Source organism: Pseudomonas sp. LJDD11 (assembly GCF_024584215.1).
Lineage (GTDB): Bacteria > Pseudomonadota > Gammaproteobacteria > Pseudomonadales > Pseudomonadaceae > Aquipseudomonas.
The window spans coordinates 46,328-63,473 of the sequence record NZ_JANJFL010000033.1; the positions used below are offsets into that span (position 1 = coordinate 46,328).

The window sequence follows — 17,146 nt, forward strand, 5'->3', positions numbered from 1 at the left end:
CAGTGTACATAAGTACCTGAGCAGTTTGATCGGGCCGGCGATCCAGGTCGATTTCAACGCCGTATTGCCGAGTGCAGCCATTTTGTGGACACCCTCTTACGGGCCATCAATTCTCAAGGACAAGAACCAGGGCAGCCAATCGGGTTGCGGAGCAGATCATGGAAAAGATACTTCTGAAGCAACTCGACCAGTTGCCCAGGAACACCGGGCTGAGAATACAGGGAAACTTTGGGTCCTTATATTCCACCCTGGAGACCGGCAACCTGGTCAGCCTCGACATCCCCAACAAGAGGCTGACCATCTTCAATACGGTCTATAAAAGAAACACCGTCCTTAACACTGACAATATTCTGTCAATCGAGTACAGCCTGCACGGCTGTAGCTATCCGTTAATGCTGGGCCACCAGGCTATTTTCAATACCAGCGCCCCCGAGAATAATGGCGGTAATATCCAGACCGGCGAATTCAATGCCTTTCTGCCCATTACCACGCTGATCGGCAATGCCGGCATGGGCCCGGTACTGCCGCTCAATTACTACTATTCACCCGATGTCGCATTCACCAAAGGCGGCTGGGCGCCGCGTTTCAGTTACTTCATACTCTATGACAGCGGTGTGCTCAAATTACACTTGCACACCGGCGAGGCCATTACTGTCGCGCAGCCATTGGTGCCGTACTCGCCAATGCCGGGTCTTTACATCAGCAGCTTCAACACCGTTAGAGATCGTCACGGGATTTGGGCGCAGGCAAAGATCATCCACAAAGATGGAACCGTAGAGTGCATGACCCAAGCCTTTGAACCAGCACCGGGCCAAGAAGCTTCGAGTGTCGATTCGGCGCTTTATGTGTTACCTACGCAGATCAGCAACAGCCTGGGCCACTCTCTGTACCTTAAATGGCGAATAGACCCCGGCACTTTGTTGCAGGAAGGGTTTCCAGAAAGCAGCGGCCAGAACGTGACCCTGAGCGAAGTCTCGGATGACCGTCAGGTATTACTGAGAACCGCGGTACTCAAGAAAAAAACCACCCTCGCCGGTAAGGAAGTCGAACTCGACACCCTCGACTTCACTCAATACCCCGACAAAGAGCCGGTCAAACGCTGCAACCTTTACCACAAAGACAACCGCTTGGTCAGGCATGAATGGTTCAACGCAGGCGCCACCGAATCCCAGGAGTTCACCTACACCAACAAGCAACTCACTGCCATCGAGTCTTCACGTGGTTTAAAAGAAACCATCAGCTACACGGCAGACAGCCGTATTGCGCGCTACAGCCTGAGCGGCAGTAATGCCTCATCGGACCTGGTGGAGGACTACACCTTCACCTCCAGCTTCGCCAGGCAGACCAGAACCTTCGACGGCACCACAGTACTGAACGAGCTTCACTACGACATCAACGACGTGTTGAGCAAACAGATCAGCAGCCAGAGCGATTGCGTCACAACCCGGCAATTCAAACGGAACTTCGACAGCAAAGCCCAGCAATTCAGCCTGGAAACCCAGATCACCTACAGCAAAGGCAGCGCGCAGCGAACCGAAACCGAGCTGCAAGTCTACGAGGCCGCCGGCAACCTGATCAAACAGGTGCAAGGCGATGTCACCACCGAGTACACCTACTACAAGGGCCAGTCTGTTGACTCGACCATCGTCACCAATACATCCACCTTCACGGACACGTCGGGCTTCCATGGAAAACTTGGGTACTGGATAGACCACTTTGGTGCAATTGGCTGGGCGATGCAGGCGTTCGGCAAACAGGGAATGACCTGGGGCACCGTGGAGGACCGCACAGTCATACGCGAGCCGGTGCCGACCGACGGCGGCAAGCTTCTTTACAACTTGCCGGTCAACATCAGCCACCCCGGCGACCCCAACTACTTCCGCATCAATGTGGAGTCGGAAAAATGCTACCGGACGGTGGATGGCAAACGGGTAGAGCTGAGCTGGACTTACTATGGCTACACCGAAATCCCGGTAAAAAGCACTACCGTCCGGGGCAGCGCCGTAAAACCTTCGCTGAAACTGGTCATCCATCAGCCACAGTCCGACGACGGCATCCGTCTGAAGAACTGGCGTAACAGCTGCCTGGTGGTTCAGCAAACCGAGTACTACACCCAGACCGATACAGACTCGTTCGGCCGGATAAAATCCCTGAGCCAGCGACTGCTCGACTCGACAGGCCAAGACATCGCCTTGTCCATCCAGAAAACCCGCTACGCCTATACGCTGGAAGGCGACAAGCTGACCACCACCACGACCTTCGAGTCGGCCGAAAAAACCCAGGACACGAGCGAAGTCACGCACTCCATGCGCACCCAGCAACTGCTGTTCTCCAAGGACCAGAAGGGCAATAGCGTGGCCTACAGTTACGATGTCTATGGCCAGATGCTCAGCAAGGAAGATAAGGAGCAAGAAGCCACCAGTGCCAAACAGACCCGCTATGAGTATTCGCTGAGCAAGGGCTGCCCCGCGGTCACCACGACCTTTCCAGGCGGTGAGCAATACCGGGAAATCCGTGACGCCCACAACCGCATCGCCAGTACCGAGGCGCGCCGCTCGAGTGCCGTCGGCGTGGCCTGGAAACAACTATCGAGCACTACCTACGATGGCCTGGGCCGGGAAAAGCTCACCACCGAGTACGACTACCAACCCGCCACCGATGCCGCCACCGCCATCGTCAAGCGCCAACTGGAGCAGTTCTACGATAACTGGGGGCAGCCCTGCAAATCTCTGGTGGTGGGCGGTATGGCGCAATACCGCGAATACGATCCCGTCACCCGGAGCATGGTGGAGAAACAGCAGTATCAGGCTGCGTCCTACCTCAGCCAGACCACCCACTACAACGCACTGGGGCGCATTGAAAAACAGACCTGGCGCGATGCAAGTGGCAGCGAATATCAGTCACTGCAATACCAGTACGACAACGCCGGGCGGGTCACCAGGCAAACCCCACTCAAAGGCTCGGTCAAGCAATTTGCCTGGGACAGCTTCGACCGGTTGGTCAAGCTGAGCAGTGAAGGTATCGAGCGTATTGTCGAGTACCCGGCGCACATCGCCTCGGCCCAGGCATCACGCCTGGCGATCAGCAAACCGGCGGACACGTTCAATTATGAATGGGGCAGCCGCACCTTCGACGGCCTCGAACGGGTCACTGCCGAACAAGTGGCCGGCCGCAAGAAAACCTACAGCTATAGCGGCAGCAACGACTGGGGCCTGCTTGCCAGCGCCGTTCCCCAGGCGGTAAACCTTGCAGGCCAGGTCAGCACCCAGCGCGGGTATGACGCTGCGACCACGGGTGTAAACCTGACGACCACAGACCGTGGCGGAACAACCACAACCGCGACCTCGGTGTTCTCCATGCGCGGTCTGCTGCTGGAGCAGCGCGACGACTTCGGCAACAAGACCCTCTACAGCTATGACTTGCTGGGCCGCCTGGTCAAGACTTCGGCACCGGGGGTCAGCACCCGCCTGAGCTACGACAGTAATGAGCGCCTGACTGAGGAAACTGTCACCGACGAAGTCAGCAAGACCTCGATGACCATCACCTACAAGTACGATACCCAGGACCGCGAAACCGAACGCACATTCAGCGCCAGCGGGTTGTCGACCCTGGTTGTGCGCCAGGCGTTCGACGCCGACGGCCGGCTGGCCAACGTCAAGGTCCTGCGAGACGGCACCGAAACCTCCCAGGAAAGCTTTACTTACACTCCCATTGGCCAGTTGGCGGTGTATCAATGCAGTGGCACGCAACGGCCGGTGGATGTGCATGGCAAAAAGCTCAGCAAGCAAACCTTCACCTACACGACGCTGGGCAACATCAGCAGCTGCGTCAGCGTCTTTGACGGCGGCCAGGACACAGCCACCTACACCTGCGATACCGCTGATCAGACCCAACTCCGTTCGATCAGCCATAGCGCAGCAGGCATCGCCACCGCCAAGCTCGACTACGATGCCTTGGGGCGACTGAAGAAGAACGAGTCAGGCTACACGCTGGACTACAACGGCAGCGGGCTGCTGAGCCAGATGTACCGTACCGATGGCGGGTTCAGGGAATACAACTACCTGTATGACCAGGAAGGCAAACTACGGTCGTGCTATGGCAACGATTGCGAAGACAGCTTTTACTACCGTGACGATCAGCAATATGCTCGCAAGGGCTGGGTGATGATCAAAAACGTCTATCACAACCGCTTCTCGCTGCTGGCCAACCAGAGCCCCGCCTGCGTCCTCATGCAGCAGACGCTCAAACCGCAAGGCGGCAGCGACACCACCACGCGCAGCTTCGAACTCAAGAATGCCGCAGGTTCGGTTATCGCCAGTTACGATCTGTCCGCCACTCCCAAGGCCCTGACCCTGTTCAGCTACACGCCCTTCGGCTACCGCCCCGACGATAAAACCCAACGCCACTGGCTGGGCTTCAATGGCCAGCCGCTGGACAGGCCCACCGGCCACTATTTGCTGGGCAACGGCGCCCGGGTCTACAACACTGCCCTGCAAGCGTTCCAGACCCCTGACAACCTCAGCCCGTTCGGTGACGGTGGCCCCAATGGCTATGTGTATTGCAGTAACGACCCGGTGAACTTCAGTGACCCCAGCGGGCACTACGAGGAACTCACGCACTACAGCGCGGTGACCCACGAGGCACTGGCGCAGAACAGAGTCGTGCAGGCTGGCATGAACATGGCGATCGGGGTCGGACTAACCCTGGCCACTGGCGGTGTGGGATCGGGTCTTGCCATTGCCGCGCTGGGCCTGGAAATCACCTCAGGCGCGTTCGGTATCGCGGCGGCACTGCTGGCAGAACGCGACCCACAGGCGGCCAGCGCGTTTTCAGGGCTGTCATTTGTAACCGCAATAGCAGGCGCGATTACCGGGCTGAGCGCCGTCAGTAAAGTCAGCCGTTACGCCGGGGCTTCGGGAATGGGCGCGGCCATGAACTCCGAGCGCCGGGTGATCAGTGCGGTGAAGAGTGGCACCGAAAACACCACTAAATACGTCACCATGGGCGGCACGATGAAGCAACTGACCATGGTTCAGGACGATCTGTATACATTTGTCGACACGTACAAAGGTGGGAGCCGTCTAAATCTGTCGATCCATGGCAAAAGCCTGAGTTTTGTCGAAGAAGTCATATTGAATGAACCCTCTCTGGTCGTCATCAAAGGCAAGGGATATTCAGCAGCAGAAGTGTTGACGTTACTCAATGGCAAGGGCGTTGATCCCAAGCTCTATGACTCGACTCGATTGATTATTTGCTATTCAGGCAACGGAGGCGCCAATTCATTTGCGGCACAATTCAGAAACCTGACCAACAAGCCCGTCAAAGCATTTGTGGGTCCGGTGACGGCGTCACACGACGGTGCTTTATTGGCAGACAAAATCGCAAAACTGAGCAACCTTTCACCATCGGCACTAGGAGGACTTTCGGCAGAAGCGGCCTTGAGCAATTATGCCGCACAGAACTTCACGATCAACGTCGTAAAAAAAGCCAGCGACTTTCCGTTGAAACTTGAAAACCTCAAAAAGATAGCACTCCACTCGTACAACCCTGTGTACTTCTGAAGGTCCACGTAGGTGCCCGAACAGCATTGATCCGGGCACCCCTTTCATCCCGATATTCTACAACTGGCACCCGCCCGCTCAGCAGCGCCTTGAACATCAACCAATCGGCAGCGCCCTGCTCATGTAGTGGGCAATCCGCTCGCGCAACCAGCGCTCGGCCGGGTCGTTGTCATGGACGCCGCTCCAGACCATCGACAACTCGGCCGGATCGATCGGGAATGGCGGATCTTCAGCCCGCAGGGCTGTGCCTTCGACCAATGGGCAAGCGGCGTAGTCAGGCACCGTGGCAATCATCTCGGTGCCGGCCAGCAATGCGCGCAAACCATGGAACTGCGGCACCGCCAGCACCACCTTGCGGGTCCGGCCGACCCTCGCCAGGTCCATATCGATATTGCCGCACAGGTCCCCGGAGAACGACACCATGGCATGCGGCCGTCGGCAATAGTCGTCGAGAGTCAGCGGCTCGGGGCGGCTATCCCCGCGAATCACCTTGCACGGGATGTCACGCAGTTTCTTGCGCTTGGCGTTGGCCGGCAGGTCCACGGTCCAGCTCACCCCCACCGAGATTTCTCCCGAGGCCAGCAGCGCGGGCAACAGCAGGTAATTGGCCCGGCGGATCACCACGACGATACCCGGCGCCTCCTCGCGCAACTGCGCCATCAGCGGCGGCAACAGACCAAACTCGGCATCGTCCGACAGGCCAATGCGAAACACCTCGGTGCTGCTGGCCGGGTTGAAGTCCTTGGCGCGGCTCACGGCGCCGGAAATGGTGTCCAGCGCCGGCCGAATCTCCTGAAGAATATCCAGCGCCCGCGCCGTCGGCTCCATGACCCGGCCATTGCGCAGCAGCAACGGATCATCGAACAGATCGCGCAGACGTCCCAGCGCCGCACTGACCGCCGGCTGGCCAATGAACAGCTTCTCCGCCACCCGGGTCAGGTTGCGCTCGAACATCAGCGCTTCAAAAATCACCAGCAGGTTGAGGTCGACACGGCGCAGGTCGTTACGGTTCATGAGTTCGGACTCTGATGGGCAAGGCAAGACTTTGCATCAGTAGGCATGAAACCAGCAGCCAGCGCTTGTACGGATGTGCGCAGGCCGCTCTGGTGCTTTGAACATCAGACTGGCGTTCATTGCAAAAAGGCATTGATGTCAGCCAGATCACCTTCACCCAGCGCACCAATCGCCGCCTTGAGTTGCAACTGGGCAAGCAAGGCATCGTAACGGGCCTTCGCCAACTGACGCACGATCTCGCTGAGCTGGCTCTGCACCTCCAGCACATCGGCACCAACGCGCACCCCGACGCGGTAACCCAAACGATTGGAGTCAACCGCAGACTGGGCCGAAACCCGCGCCACCTCCAGAGCCTTGATTTGCGCCATGCCATCGGTCACACCCGCCCAGGCCTCACGGGTGGCCAGCGCAGCGGCGCGCCGGGTATCGAGCAATTGGTATTGAGCCTGCTGGTGCAGCGCCACGGCCTCGCGTGCCGAGGACGTCAGTCGCCCACCGCTGTAAAGCGGCAAGCTCAGCCGCAAGCCAATAGCCGCCGACTCACTGCGCTGGGTGTTGGCATTGGGGTTCTGCTGCATGTTCTGGCTAAGCACCATGTCGATGCTGGGCAGATGCTCTGCCTTGCGACTGCGCACTTCATTTTCAGCCACTTCGGTGGTCAGTTCCTGGATCTGCACCTCAAGGCTGCTGTGCTCGGCCGCCCGGACCCAGGTTTCGACATCGCCCGGTTCGGGCGACACCAGGTTGATCTGTTCGCCCAGCGCACTGAGTTCCTGCGCCGGCAGGCCAGTCAGCCGCGCCAACGCATGACGCGCCACGCCCAGATCGCTGCGGGCCTTGATCAACTGTGCGCGAGTGCTGTCGTAGCTCATCTGCGCCTCATGCACATCGACGATATTGGCGTTGCCCAGCTCGAAATTCTTGCGCGCACTGGCCAGTTGTTCCAGATCAGCGGCCTGCAACTGCAGCATGGCGGCAATCACGTCCTGAGTATGCAAGACCTCGAAGTAGGCTTGCGCCACTCGCAGAATCAACGCCTGCTCGGCACTGCGCGCGCGTAGCTCGGCCAGCGCCTTGTGCAGCCCGCCCTGGCGGTACTCGATCCAGTTCTGCCAGCGAAACAGCGGCTGCACCAATTGAATGCCGTAGCTGCGGTTCTGGCGGCGCTGCTCCAGACGGCCATTGACCACTTCATACTCGGTCTCGCTCCAACTGGTCTGGGCATCGAAGGATATCTGCGGCAGCAAGCCGGCCCGGCCCTGTAGCTCACGCTCCTGCCCGGCCCGCCGCTGCGCCTGGGCCGCAGCGTACTGCGCATCGTTGTCCAGCGCCTGGCGGTAGACGCCCAGCAGATCGCTGGTCTGGGCCATCAGCGGCAAGCTCAGCATCATCAGGCTTACGGTCAGGCACTGCGCGACTAGCCCGGCCATCAGCTGATTGCCTGCTGCTGATCGAGACGCACGTCCTCAACCACGTTGCCGTTTTCCAGGCAGACCAGCCGCCTGGCAAAAGCGATCGTCTCGCGGCGGTGGGCAATGGTGATTCGGGTTACCGGCATCTGGTGCAAGGCCTGCACGACATGCTGCTCACTGTGCAGATCAAGGTGGCTGGTCGCCTCGTCCAAGGCCAGAATACGTGGCTGCTTGTAGAGCGCACGGGCCAGCAGCAAGCGTTGCTTCTGGCCACCGGAAAGACCGCTACCCATTTCCGCGACCAGCGTCTGGTAGCCCATTGGCATGTTGATGATGGCCTGGTGAATATGCGCCTGGCGCGCCGCCTCCTCGACCCGCTGCTGATCCGCGTCCGGATCGAACGCGGCAATGTTTTGCGCCAGGGAACCGGCCAGCAGTTGATCTTCCTGCATGACCGCCCCCACCAGGTTTCGCAACGCTTGCGGTCCCAACTGACGCACGGGAATACCGCCAACCAGAATATCGCCCTCGCTAGGCACCAACAGCCCCAGCAGCAACTTGAATAACGTACTTTTGCCACACCCGGAGCGGCCGACGATCGCCACGCTGTCACCAGCGTCGATGCTCAACGACAGGTTACGCAGCACCCAGGGTTCACCCTCGGCATAACGAAATGACACATCCCGCAGCTCCAGGCGCGGCTCGATGCGCATCAGGTCGGTTTCCAGGTTGCTTTCCGGCTCGGCGGGTTCCAGCGCGATGTCCGCCAGCCGTTCGGCATGCAACGACAACATGCGGATCTCCACGCCCAGATCGATCAGTTGGCTGGCCCGGCTGGTGAACTGGCTCTTGTAGGCAATAAAGGCCAGCAGCATGCCCAGCGACAGCTCACGCTCCAGTACCGCGATCCCGCCCACATAGAGCAGCAACATGCCTTCCAGCCCAAAGATCAGGGTATTGAGGCTGGCGAACACCAGCAGCAGCCTCTGTGTGGCGACGTCCCGGTTCTGCACATCGGCCAGCAGGTTTTGCCAGGTGGCCAGGCGCAGTGAGGCGATATTGAACAGTTTGAGCGGCTGCGCCGCGCGGATCGTTTCAAGAAAGTAGGAGTTCTCGCGGGCGGCCAGCACGATGCGCTCTTCCGAGGCCGTACGCAGCGGCTGGTAGAACACGGCCCGCAAGATGGCGTACAACAGCAAGGCCACCAGTACAACGGCGCTGAGCGTGGTGCTGTAGAGCAGCATCATGCCCAGGGTAATGAGTGTCACCAGACCATCGAGCACCACCATGATCGCGCCGTTGGTCAGCACCCCGCGAATGGCCGCCAGCGACTGGAAGCGCGCGGTGATGTCGCCCAGTTGGCGCTTCTCGAAAAATGGCCAGGGCAACCGCAGCAAATGACTGAACAGGTTGCCCGACCACTGCAAGGTCAGTTGCTGGTTGAGCCGCAAGCCCATCCAGCCGCGCGCCATGCGCAGGACAAAATCGATCAGCATCAGCAGGCAGCCACCCAGCACGGCGAGCAGCAACAGATCGCGATCTGCCGAGACCAGCGCACCATCGACCACCCACTGGGTCACCTGCGGGGCCAGCAAGGCCACCACCTCCAGCGCCAGCGCCAATATGAAGATGTTGCCCAGCGCACGCTTGAGTCCGGTTGCCCGCCCGGTGAGATCACGCAGACGAATCCGCGGTTTTCGCTCGGCAGGCTGGAAGGTGGCATTCGGGCTCAGTTCCAGGGCCACGCCAGTGAAGTGCCGCGAGGCTTCGGCCAGCGTCAGTACCCGCCTGCCGCCAGCCGGATCGACCACATGCAAACGGTTGCGCTGAACCTTTTCCAGCACCACAAAGTGGTTCATGTTCCAGTGCAGGATACAAGGCAGCCTCAGCTTGCCCATCTCCTCAAGCTCCAGCCGCAAGGGCCGGCAATTGAAGTCCAGATTCTGCGCATACCGCACCAGTTGCGCCAGGTTGGTGCCCTTGAGCGAAATCGAAAAGCGTCGGCGCAAGTCCTGCAAATCAAGGTACAGCCCGTGGTAACTGGCGATCATTGCCAGACAGGCCAGCCCACACTCCTGGCTTTCTGCTTGCAATACAGCCTTCATGAGATCGCCCGGTCAGTCACGTACACGCTCCAGCACATCCTGCTGGCAAAGATCGGCAACCAGCCTGTGCAACCGTGCGGCATCGGTGCCGGGATGGGCGGCGCGCAGTTGCGCCAGGCTGATACCGGGATGCTCGATGATCAAGCGAATCAGCTGCACACCCTGCTCGTCCAGCACCAGCCGGGCACCGTTGGCAATCACATAACCCTCACCCAGCCCCTGAACCCGCTGGGCACTCAGACGCAGGCGCGTCTGGTCATCGAGCTGAAGGTTGGCCGGATCGCCAAACACCTCGATGGCCAACGGCGACTCCACTCGCAGCGCCCCGGTGAACTCGTCCATGAAGCGCTGGTAGTTGTGGGGATCGTTGATAAATCCGTCGATGAGCCGGCCCACATCGGCCAGTGCAGGCTGATCGTTCGACCAATCGCTTAATGACTGCCTGGCCTGCACGAACTGCGGCAGTTGCTGCATGACCCAGCCAAGGTAATCCATGGTGTAGGCCGGGAAGGTCCCCAGCGCCAGATGAAACGTCGGCTCGCCCAGCGGCAGCGGGTTATGCCACCAGCCACGCGGCAGATAAAACACATCACCGGCTTCCATCACAAAATCCATGTACGGTGTTTCCGGGCACGGATAAAGATGCTCGTAATCCTTGCTCTGCTGAGTGAACAGCGGCGCTGCAAATGTCGGCTCGTAAACAATCCAGCGCTTGCGGCCAATCAGTTGAATGGCAAATACGTCGCGGGTATCCCAATGCGCCCGAAACGAATCGCGGGTGCCAAACGCGGCATAGGCACTGTTGACCACTTGCCTGCCGGTAAACTGGGCAACCTGCCGGGAAAAATGATTGATGCGCGGCTCATTGGCAATCTTGTTGGCAATCAGGGTTGCGCCCTGGCGTAAATAATCATAGACCACCGGTTTGATCAGACGCTGACGCAGCGTCCCGATATCCCAGTAACTTTCGACGTACTCATGTTTGGGCCGGATACCGTCACAGGACAACTTGAAGTCATGGGACGCCACATCACTACGCTCGAAAATCTGATTGACCTCATCCCAGTCAAACAGGCCAGGTTCAACGGCACCCTTTATCAGCAGCGGCTTCTTTTCCTGATACTGCGCGGCAAACTCGGCAGCGGACAAACCAAAATTCATATTCATTGATGGCGTTGACAGGCGGTGGCCGGTTAATAAACCGGCCACCGCCCTACTCTCACGGTCGAATTAAACTCACATTAACCATCGCTGGGCGATGGATTAACAAGCACACGTGTCAGGCGTCATGAATAGCAACGCTCATCCACTGAGGGTCGCTACTTTCAGACGCGAACAATTGACAACGCTGTTACTGATAACCTGTACCGGCATAGTCGGTGCCCGCCGAGTTGATCCCGCTTTCGACCATCCCTCCCGCCATGCCACCATAGAAACCGGCCTGGGTACCCAAGATCGTGGCAGCCCCGCCCTGCAGAACACCGGTCACGGCGGGGCCGGTGAAAAAGCCTGCAACGCCACCGGCAACAACGCTTCCCACGAATCCGGCCATACTTCCTGAACCGGAGGTAGCAGAGTATCCGTAGTACATCGACGCTGCGCTGGCAGCGCCAATGGCCGCGCCCACCGGGCCGACTGCACCGGCCACCATCTGCATATCCTTCATGGACAATTCACGCATTATTACATTCCCTTTTCTGGTTTAAATCAGCCTTTAACGGCCAACGACATAATCATATTGCCGATCACAACCGCCAATACGATCAAAACAATAGCTTCAATATGCCCCAACTTCTTGTCTTGCCGGCGTCCGGTCACAACCTTCAACGCCCGGTAACCACCGTACAGCACGCCATAGGTCAACCCCATCACTAACACAGTCAACAGCAGCTCACTAAAGAAACCCATTTACGTTCGTGCCTCCGCTACGAAAAACAACGCCCTGATACTTAATCTTCATAGGATCCATTGCACACCTTGGACCGCTGCAGTCTTTGAAACACGCAACCGGCTCGGCTGATATTGAAAACCGGCACGGCTGCAAAAAACCAGAAAACGGTCTGGTTATGTCACTCATCAAGAAACAGACCGACCCACGTATTGGCAAATAGCCAAGCCAGCATCATCTGCGCCATCAGCACCAGCGGGTCTGTTTTACGCCTGTTATAAGGGCGTTTGTTCAGGTGTAAAAACAACCGACAAGCCAGTTGCAACAACGTGGCAAATAGCAGAAAAAGACCAACTGTCATCAAACCCTTATAAGAGGGACACATTCAATCGCCTGTTCAATGGCTTGAGGTACTTTCAGGCTTGGCGTCAGCCATGATTTCAGTCATCCGGGGCACTTCAAGGTAACGACGGGCGAGCGTGTTGACCTGCTCCTGGGTCACCGCTGCAAACGCGTCGTTGCGTGTCACCCAGGCCGCCAGCGTCACGTTTTCGCTCATCTGGCCGACCAACAGGTTATGAATGCTCTGATCATCGGCCATCACGCGTTGGCGCTCGCCGAGAATGGTCTGTTTGGCCAGGCTCAGCTCGGCCTGGGAAATGCCACTGGTCGCCAGCAGCCGTACTTCCTCGGCAACAATATCGGCCAGCCGGGCACCCTGACCGGCCGGGTAGTCACCCTGGATGCTGAGCCAGGCGGCGTCACCGGCAGCCGGAATACGGATTGAAGAGCGCAGGTCGTAGCTCAGTTGCTCCCGCTCGCGCAGGCGCTTGCCCAGCCGTGAGGCCAGCGGATGACGACCCAGAATATGCTCGATGACGAACAGCGCGGCGGCGTCTTCGTCGCTGCCATTGGCGGCAAAATGCAGCCGGCCAATAAAATGCCCGCTCGGTGCCGGATCGGACTTCACGTGCTGACGCAGCGCCGCGACCGGTTCATGACGCGGGACGATGCGCTGGTAGGGAGCCTGGCTGAGCCAGTCACCAAACAGGGTGTTCAGCTGCGCCTGCACCTGCTCGGCATCGAAGTCGCCGCTGAGCGCCAGTTCACCGTGCTGGGTGCCGTAGAATTTCTGGTAGAAGGCCAGTACCTGATCGCGGCTGACGGCCTCGACCGCCTGATACATCTGGTCAGGCGCGGGATGGTGGCGGATATCCCCGGGGGCGTAACGCTCAGTGTGCTGGCGCAATGCCCGGCTTGCGGCAGCCGCAGGTGGCTCGGCGGGCGAGCGCAAGGCTTGCAGGCGCTGACGTTTGATCTGGTCGAAACCCTCGGCAGGAAAAGACGGCTGGCGCAGCACTTCGGCCAGCAGGGCCAGAAGCTCGGGCAGGTTCTGTTTCGGGCTCTGGAAACGCACCGTCAGTACCCCGCCATGCGGCACCACAGACAAGCCCGCGCCCAGCTGGTTAACCCGATCGACGATCTGCTGATAGCTGGAATGCTGACTGCCACGTATCAGTAAGGTGCCAGCCAGTTCGGCCACCGCACGCTGGCCCCACAGGCTTTCAAGATCGCCAAAGCGCAGGTTCAGGGTGCCCTGCACCGGTCGCGCAGAACCCGGCAACGGTCGCAGTGCCACCTTCATGCCGTTGTTCAGGCTGCCACGCGTGATACCGTTTTCAATCGCCATGATGCGTTGATTGAACGCTGGCACATCCACGCCCGCCACGGGCTGCGCCGGTTCAGTCGCGGCTGCGGTGCTGGCGGCCGGTGCGACCGGGCGCGGCGGCGGCTCACTTACAGCCACAGCTGCGCCGCTGCCGGCAGCCAGGTGCCCGATCACCGGCACGGCCTCGGCCAGCAATGCCCGGTTTTGCACGCTCACCGTCTGCACATCCAGTTGTGCCAGGCGCTCCAGGCGCTGGAACGGCAGAGACCAGCCGCCCGCCACCGCCGACTCTGCCAGTACGCTGGACAACAGCGCCGGATTGCTCAACCACTGTGCTTTGCTGTGCGCAGCCACGGTTTTCGAACGCTGCAGTTCGGCGGCAGACAGCGGCTGGGTCGCCAGCAACTTGACCTGCTCAAGCAAGATGCGCTGCACCGTCTCACGGGACGCTTCATGCTCCAGCAACGCACCGAACAGGTAGTGTCCACCCCGGCCAAAGACCTGTTGCACGGCATACACAGCACTCGCATGCCCCGGCACCACCAGTGCCTGATAAAGACGACCATGCGGCTCGCCCGCCAGCGCATCGGCCAGCACCGAAACAGCCAGGTTGCGCTCGTCGGCAGCGGCCGGCAGTGGGTAGCTCAAGGCAACCACCCACTGCTTGCCCTGTTTGAGCTCGACCGTGACCGGAGCTTGCGCTGCCGCAGGTTCGGTGAGCACCAGCGCAGGGGCCTCGGCTGTTGAGCGCAGCGGCGCAAAATGCCGGTCGATAGTCGCCAGTGCAGCCGCCTTGTCGAACTTGCCGGTCAGCACCAGAACGGCATTGGCGGGGTGGTAATGAAGCGCGTGAAAACGGCGTAACTCGTCCAGGCTGATGCGCCGCAGTTCATCACGGTGCCCCAGCACTGGACGGCCATAGCCCTGGTCCTGCCAACTGGCAGCCAGCAACTGTTGAGTCAAGGCCGGTAACGCCTGGCCCTGCGCACGCTCCATTTCACGCAGAACAACCTCGGTTTCCGCCTGCAAGGCCGCAGGCTCGAAGCGCAGCGCCGTCATGCGCTCGGCCTCCAGCGCCAGCAGGTAATCCAGTGCTTGAGGGTCGTCACTCAGCACCGCCGAGTAGCGCGTGCGATCGTAGCTGGTGGTGGCATTGAACTGGATGCCACGCTGGCGCAAACCATCGGTCAGTTGTTCGCCGCTGCGCTGGGGTGTGCCTTTGAACATCAGGTGTTCAAGCAGGTGTGCAGTACCGCTGCGGCCCTGCGGGTCAGCCAGCGAGCCGCTTCGGTAGACCAGATCGACGTTAAGCGTACCGACCGAGCTATCGGGGGCGAGGATGACGGTCAGCCCGTTGGCCAGCCGGTACTCGGCAATGTGCTCGACGGCCATCACCGGTTGCCGGGTATCGGCCTGCACCAGACCCGGCATGGCCACCAGCACCAGCCACGCCGAAACGATAAAACGCACCATGACAATCCTTGTTTATTGAGTGGACCACTTTCCAGTCACTGAGTAGATAGGCTCCAGGGCCCACTCATAGATGCGGCGCTTGTCCTGAATGATGTCTGCTTCGAGCAGCATGCCCACCTGCAGCGGCTGGCGCTGGCCGTAGACCAACAGGTCCTGCGCCTCGATAGCCAGGCTCACGCGGTAGAACAATTGCGTGGCCCCCTCTGCGCTTTGCAGCACGCTGGCGATGTGCGCGGGCAATTCCTGCAGGGCATAGGGGCTGCGGACAATGTCCTGCACCGTGGCACGGGCCGATCCGAATTTCTGGTACGGATAGGCCGCATAACGCATCAGCGCCGTTTGCCCCGGCTCGACAAACCCAGCCTGACGCGCCGCGACATAGACATGGGCAGCCAGTTTGACCTGGCGAGGGATGACACTGGCCAGCAACGCGCCGGCCGCCACCTGCTGGCCAGGCTGAACACTCAAGCCGGTCACCACGCCACTGAACGGCGCAGCAATGATCTGTTCGCCACGCACCTCGTTTTCGGCCTGTTCCTGGCGGATCACGGCTACGCTGCTGTCAATGTCGGAAATTTCGCCCTGATGACGATGCTCGGTGTCCTGCCGCTGCGCCAGCAGGTCCGTGCGTTCACGCCGCAGATTGGCCTGGGTACGTCTCAGGCTCTGCTGCTGCCCCTGCAGCGCGAGCAGGTCCGCCTCGCTCTGCTGAAGTTGGGCAAGCGAAATAAAATTGGCCGCCACCAGTTCCTGTTGGCGTTTCAAGTGGGCGTGGGAGAGTTCAACGCGCCGCCCCAGCAACTGCACTTCTTCACTCAACCGAGCCTGCTCTTCCTCAACAGAACGCAGCCGCGCGTCCAGCATGCGTAACTGGCCATGAGTTCGTTCATCAGCCAGCGTTCTGTTGCGCTGTAGCAACAACTGGCGCTGGTTCAGTTGTTCGGAGATTAGTTGCTGAGTCGCGCCGGCCGCGCTTAATCGTTCGCCGGAGACGACAAAAAGAACGTCACCTGGTTCAACGGCCTGGCCTTCTTTAACCTTGACTTGGGCAATGTAACCCGCCCCGCTTGAAGCCAGGCGAAAGATGCCCTGCTCCGGCATCAGCAGACCGGTCACTGTCGCTTTTCGAGTGTAGGTGCCGAAGTAGGCGAATGCAGCGATCAGCGCAATCAACGCCACCGCCAGCAGCGCCGAAACCGTATAACCCAAGGGTTGCTGAATGAGTACGCGACCGAACCGGTTCACCTGCGTCGAGGCCATGGCCTCGGGGCGAAACAACGGGACCTCGGCAGTAGGTCCTTTAACTGCATCCTGCAAAAGCTTACTTCCATGTTGAGCGATTCTGATTTGCGGGTGGCTTTTTAAGCGATCCAACGGATCCAGCTCAATGAAAAACCTGTTACCAGACTTTTCACACTCTTGATCAGCGCGCTAATCCATCTTTAAAGGCATCGATTCAATGCCCCACGCCGAACTAGACAGGCCGGGCCTGCGCCCGATTAGTTGGCACTGAATGACGGGTTAATCTGTTCATTATCAGCGTCGGCCACAACGCTGAAATTCAAGATTTTCTGTAACCGCCTCCCTGCGGTTACAGGCCACTAGTTAGCAATTAGCCAGTATTCTTTAAGCGCATTCTCCAGCCTTAACTGAAACATCAGTCGCCCGCTGTTAGCCTTGACATCCTCCCCGCCCTAAAGGGCGGGGATTCCCACAATTGGACGCTCATGCCCGAGCGCGAGAATGTTCTTTGCGGCGTTGACGTCGCGGTCGTGGGTGGCACCGCACCCACAACAAGTCCATTCCCTTATTCCAAGCCCTGCGATACCTCTGGGCCTCGAGTCCGGCAATTGCTTGCAGCTCGAACAGGTTTGGGTGGTGTTTCTCTCGCTAACAACCTTGAAAACCGTGCCTGCGTGATCGCATTTGTATTCCAGCATGGTTTTCAATTGACCCCAGCCGGCGTCCAGCACCGACTTGGCCATCCTGGTTTTCGCGAGTTTCAGTGAGTTCACATCGCCCAC

The 17,146-nt window shown here is 59.4% G+C and carries 11 protein-coding genes; 1 reads left to right on the forward strand and 10 read right to left on the reverse strand.

Going from position 1 to position 17,146, the window contains the following annotated elements:
• Positions 1 to 158 precede the first annotated feature (158 nt).
• Positions 159 to 5,561: an RHS repeat domain-containing protein gene (locus NRB16_RS26260; RefSeq protein WP_257107308.1), complete on the forward strand. Its 5,403-nt coding sequence runs from the start codon at positions 159 to 161 to the stop codon at positions 5,559 to 5,561.
• 96 nt (positions 5,562 to 5,657) lie between these two features.
• Here the strand turns inward: NRB16_RS26260 and NRB16_RS26265 are convergent, their stop codons facing one another.
• The 10 genes from NRB16_RS26265 to NRB16_RS26310 form a co-directional block, all read right to left on the reverse strand.
• Positions 5,658 to 6,575, reverse strand: coding sequence for a LysR substrate-binding domain-containing protein (locus tag NRB16_RS26265; protein WP_257107309.1), 918 nt, complete (start codon positions 6,573 to 6,575; stop codon positions 5,658 to 5,660).
• Positions 6,576 to 6,691: 116 nt separating this feature from the next.
• Positions 6,692 to 8,005, reverse strand: coding sequence for a TolC family outer membrane protein (locus NRB16_RS26270; protein ID WP_253140925.1), 1,314 nt, complete (start codon positions 8,003 to 8,005; stop codon positions 6,692 to 6,694).
• Positions 8,005 to 10,092 carry a peptidase domain-containing ABC transporter gene (locus tag NRB16_RS26275; protein ID WP_257107310.1) on the reverse strand — a complete coding sequence of 696 codons (2,088 nt, stop codon included), beginning with the start codon at positions 10,090 to 10,092 and terminating at the stop codon, positions 8,005 to 8,007. Before NRB16_RS26275 ends, NRB16_RS26270 begins: the two co-directional genes overlap by 1 nt.
• A 12-nt stretch (positions 10,093 to 10,104) precedes the next feature.
• The gene (locus tag NRB16_RS26280) at positions 10,105 to 11,259 is read right to left on the reverse strand and encodes a JmjC domain-containing protein (RefSeq protein ID WP_045490810.1); all 1,155 of its coding nucleotides are present in this window, start codon (positions 11,257 to 11,259) and stop codon (positions 10,105 to 10,107) included.
• Positions 11,260 to 11,443: 184 nt separating this feature from the next.
• A complete protein-coding gene (locus NRB16_RS26285) occupies positions 11,444 to 11,773 on the reverse strand; it encodes a hypothetical protein (protein ID WP_045490808.1) in 330 nt (109 codons plus the stop codon).
• Positions 11,774 to 11,799: 26 nt separating this feature from the next.
• Positions 11,800 to 12,000 (reverse strand): hypothetical protein, encoded by a 201-nt coding sequence (locus NRB16_RS26290; protein WP_045490806.1) that lies wholly within the window; start codon positions 11,998 to 12,000, stop codon positions 11,800 to 11,802.
• Between the two features lie 161 nt (positions 12,001 to 12,161).
• On the reverse strand, positions 12,162 to 12,341 hold the full coding sequence (locus tag NRB16_RS26295; RefSeq protein ID WP_257107311.1) for a hypothetical protein: 180 nt from the start codon (positions 12,339 to 12,341) through the stop codon (positions 12,162 to 12,164).
• A 36-nt stretch (positions 12,342 to 12,377) separates the two neighbouring features.
• Positions 12,378 to 15,122 (reverse strand): pitrilysin family protein, encoded by a 2,745-nt coding sequence (locus NRB16_RS26300; RefSeq protein WP_257107312.1) that lies wholly within the window; start codon positions 15,120 to 15,122, stop codon positions 12,378 to 12,380.
• A gap of 12 nt (positions 15,123 to 15,134) precedes the next feature.
• Positions 15,135 to 16,439 carry an HlyD family secretion protein gene (locus NRB16_RS26305; protein ID WP_144403303.1) on the reverse strand — a complete coding sequence of 435 codons (1,305 nt, stop codon included), beginning with the start codon at positions 16,437 to 16,439 and terminating at the stop codon, positions 15,135 to 15,137.
• Between the two features lie 377 nt (positions 16,440 to 16,816).
• A partial coding sequence (locus NRB16_RS26310) for a transposase (RefSeq protein WP_257107313.1) occupies positions 16,817 to 17,146 on the reverse strand: 330 nt, incomplete at its 5' end.

Excerpts from the sequence above, each read along its gene's own strand:
- NRB16_RS26260 (WP_257107308.1), top strand. The coding sequence starts at position 159 with ATGGAAAAGATACTTCTGAAGCAACTCGACCAGTTGCCCAGGAACACC.
- NRB16_RS26265 (WP_257107309.1), bottom strand. The coding sequence starts at position 6,575 with ATGAACCGTAACGACCTGCGCCGTGTCGACCTCAACCTGCTGGTGATT.
- NRB16_RS26270 (WP_253140925.1), bottom strand. The coding sequence starts at position 8,005 with ATGGCCGGGCTAGTCGCGCAGTGCCTGACCGTAAGCCTGATGATGCTG.
- NRB16_RS26275 (WP_257107310.1), bottom strand. The coding sequence starts at position 10,092 with ATGAAGGCTGTATTGCAAGCAGAAAGCCAGGAGTGTGGGCTGGCCTGT.
- NRB16_RS26280 (WP_045490810.1), bottom strand. The coding sequence starts at position 11,259 with ATGAATATGAATTTTGGTTTGTCCGCTGCCGAGTTTGCCGCGCAGTAT.
- NRB16_RS26285 (WP_045490808.1), bottom strand. The coding sequence starts at position 11,773 with ATGCGTGAATTGTCCATGAAGGATATGCAGATGGTGGCCGGTGCAGTC.
- NRB16_RS26290 (WP_045490806.1), bottom strand. The coding sequence starts at position 12,000 with ATGGGTTTCTTTAGTGAGCTGCTGTTGACTGTGTTAGTGATGGGGTTG.
- NRB16_RS26295 (WP_257107311.1), bottom strand. The coding sequence starts at position 12,341 with ATGACAGTTGGTCTTTTTCTGCTATTTGCCACGTTGTTGCAACTGGCT.
- NRB16_RS26300 (WP_257107312.1), bottom strand. The coding sequence starts at position 15,122 with ATGGTGCGTTTTATCGTTTCGGCGTGGCTGGTGCTGGTGGCCATGCCG.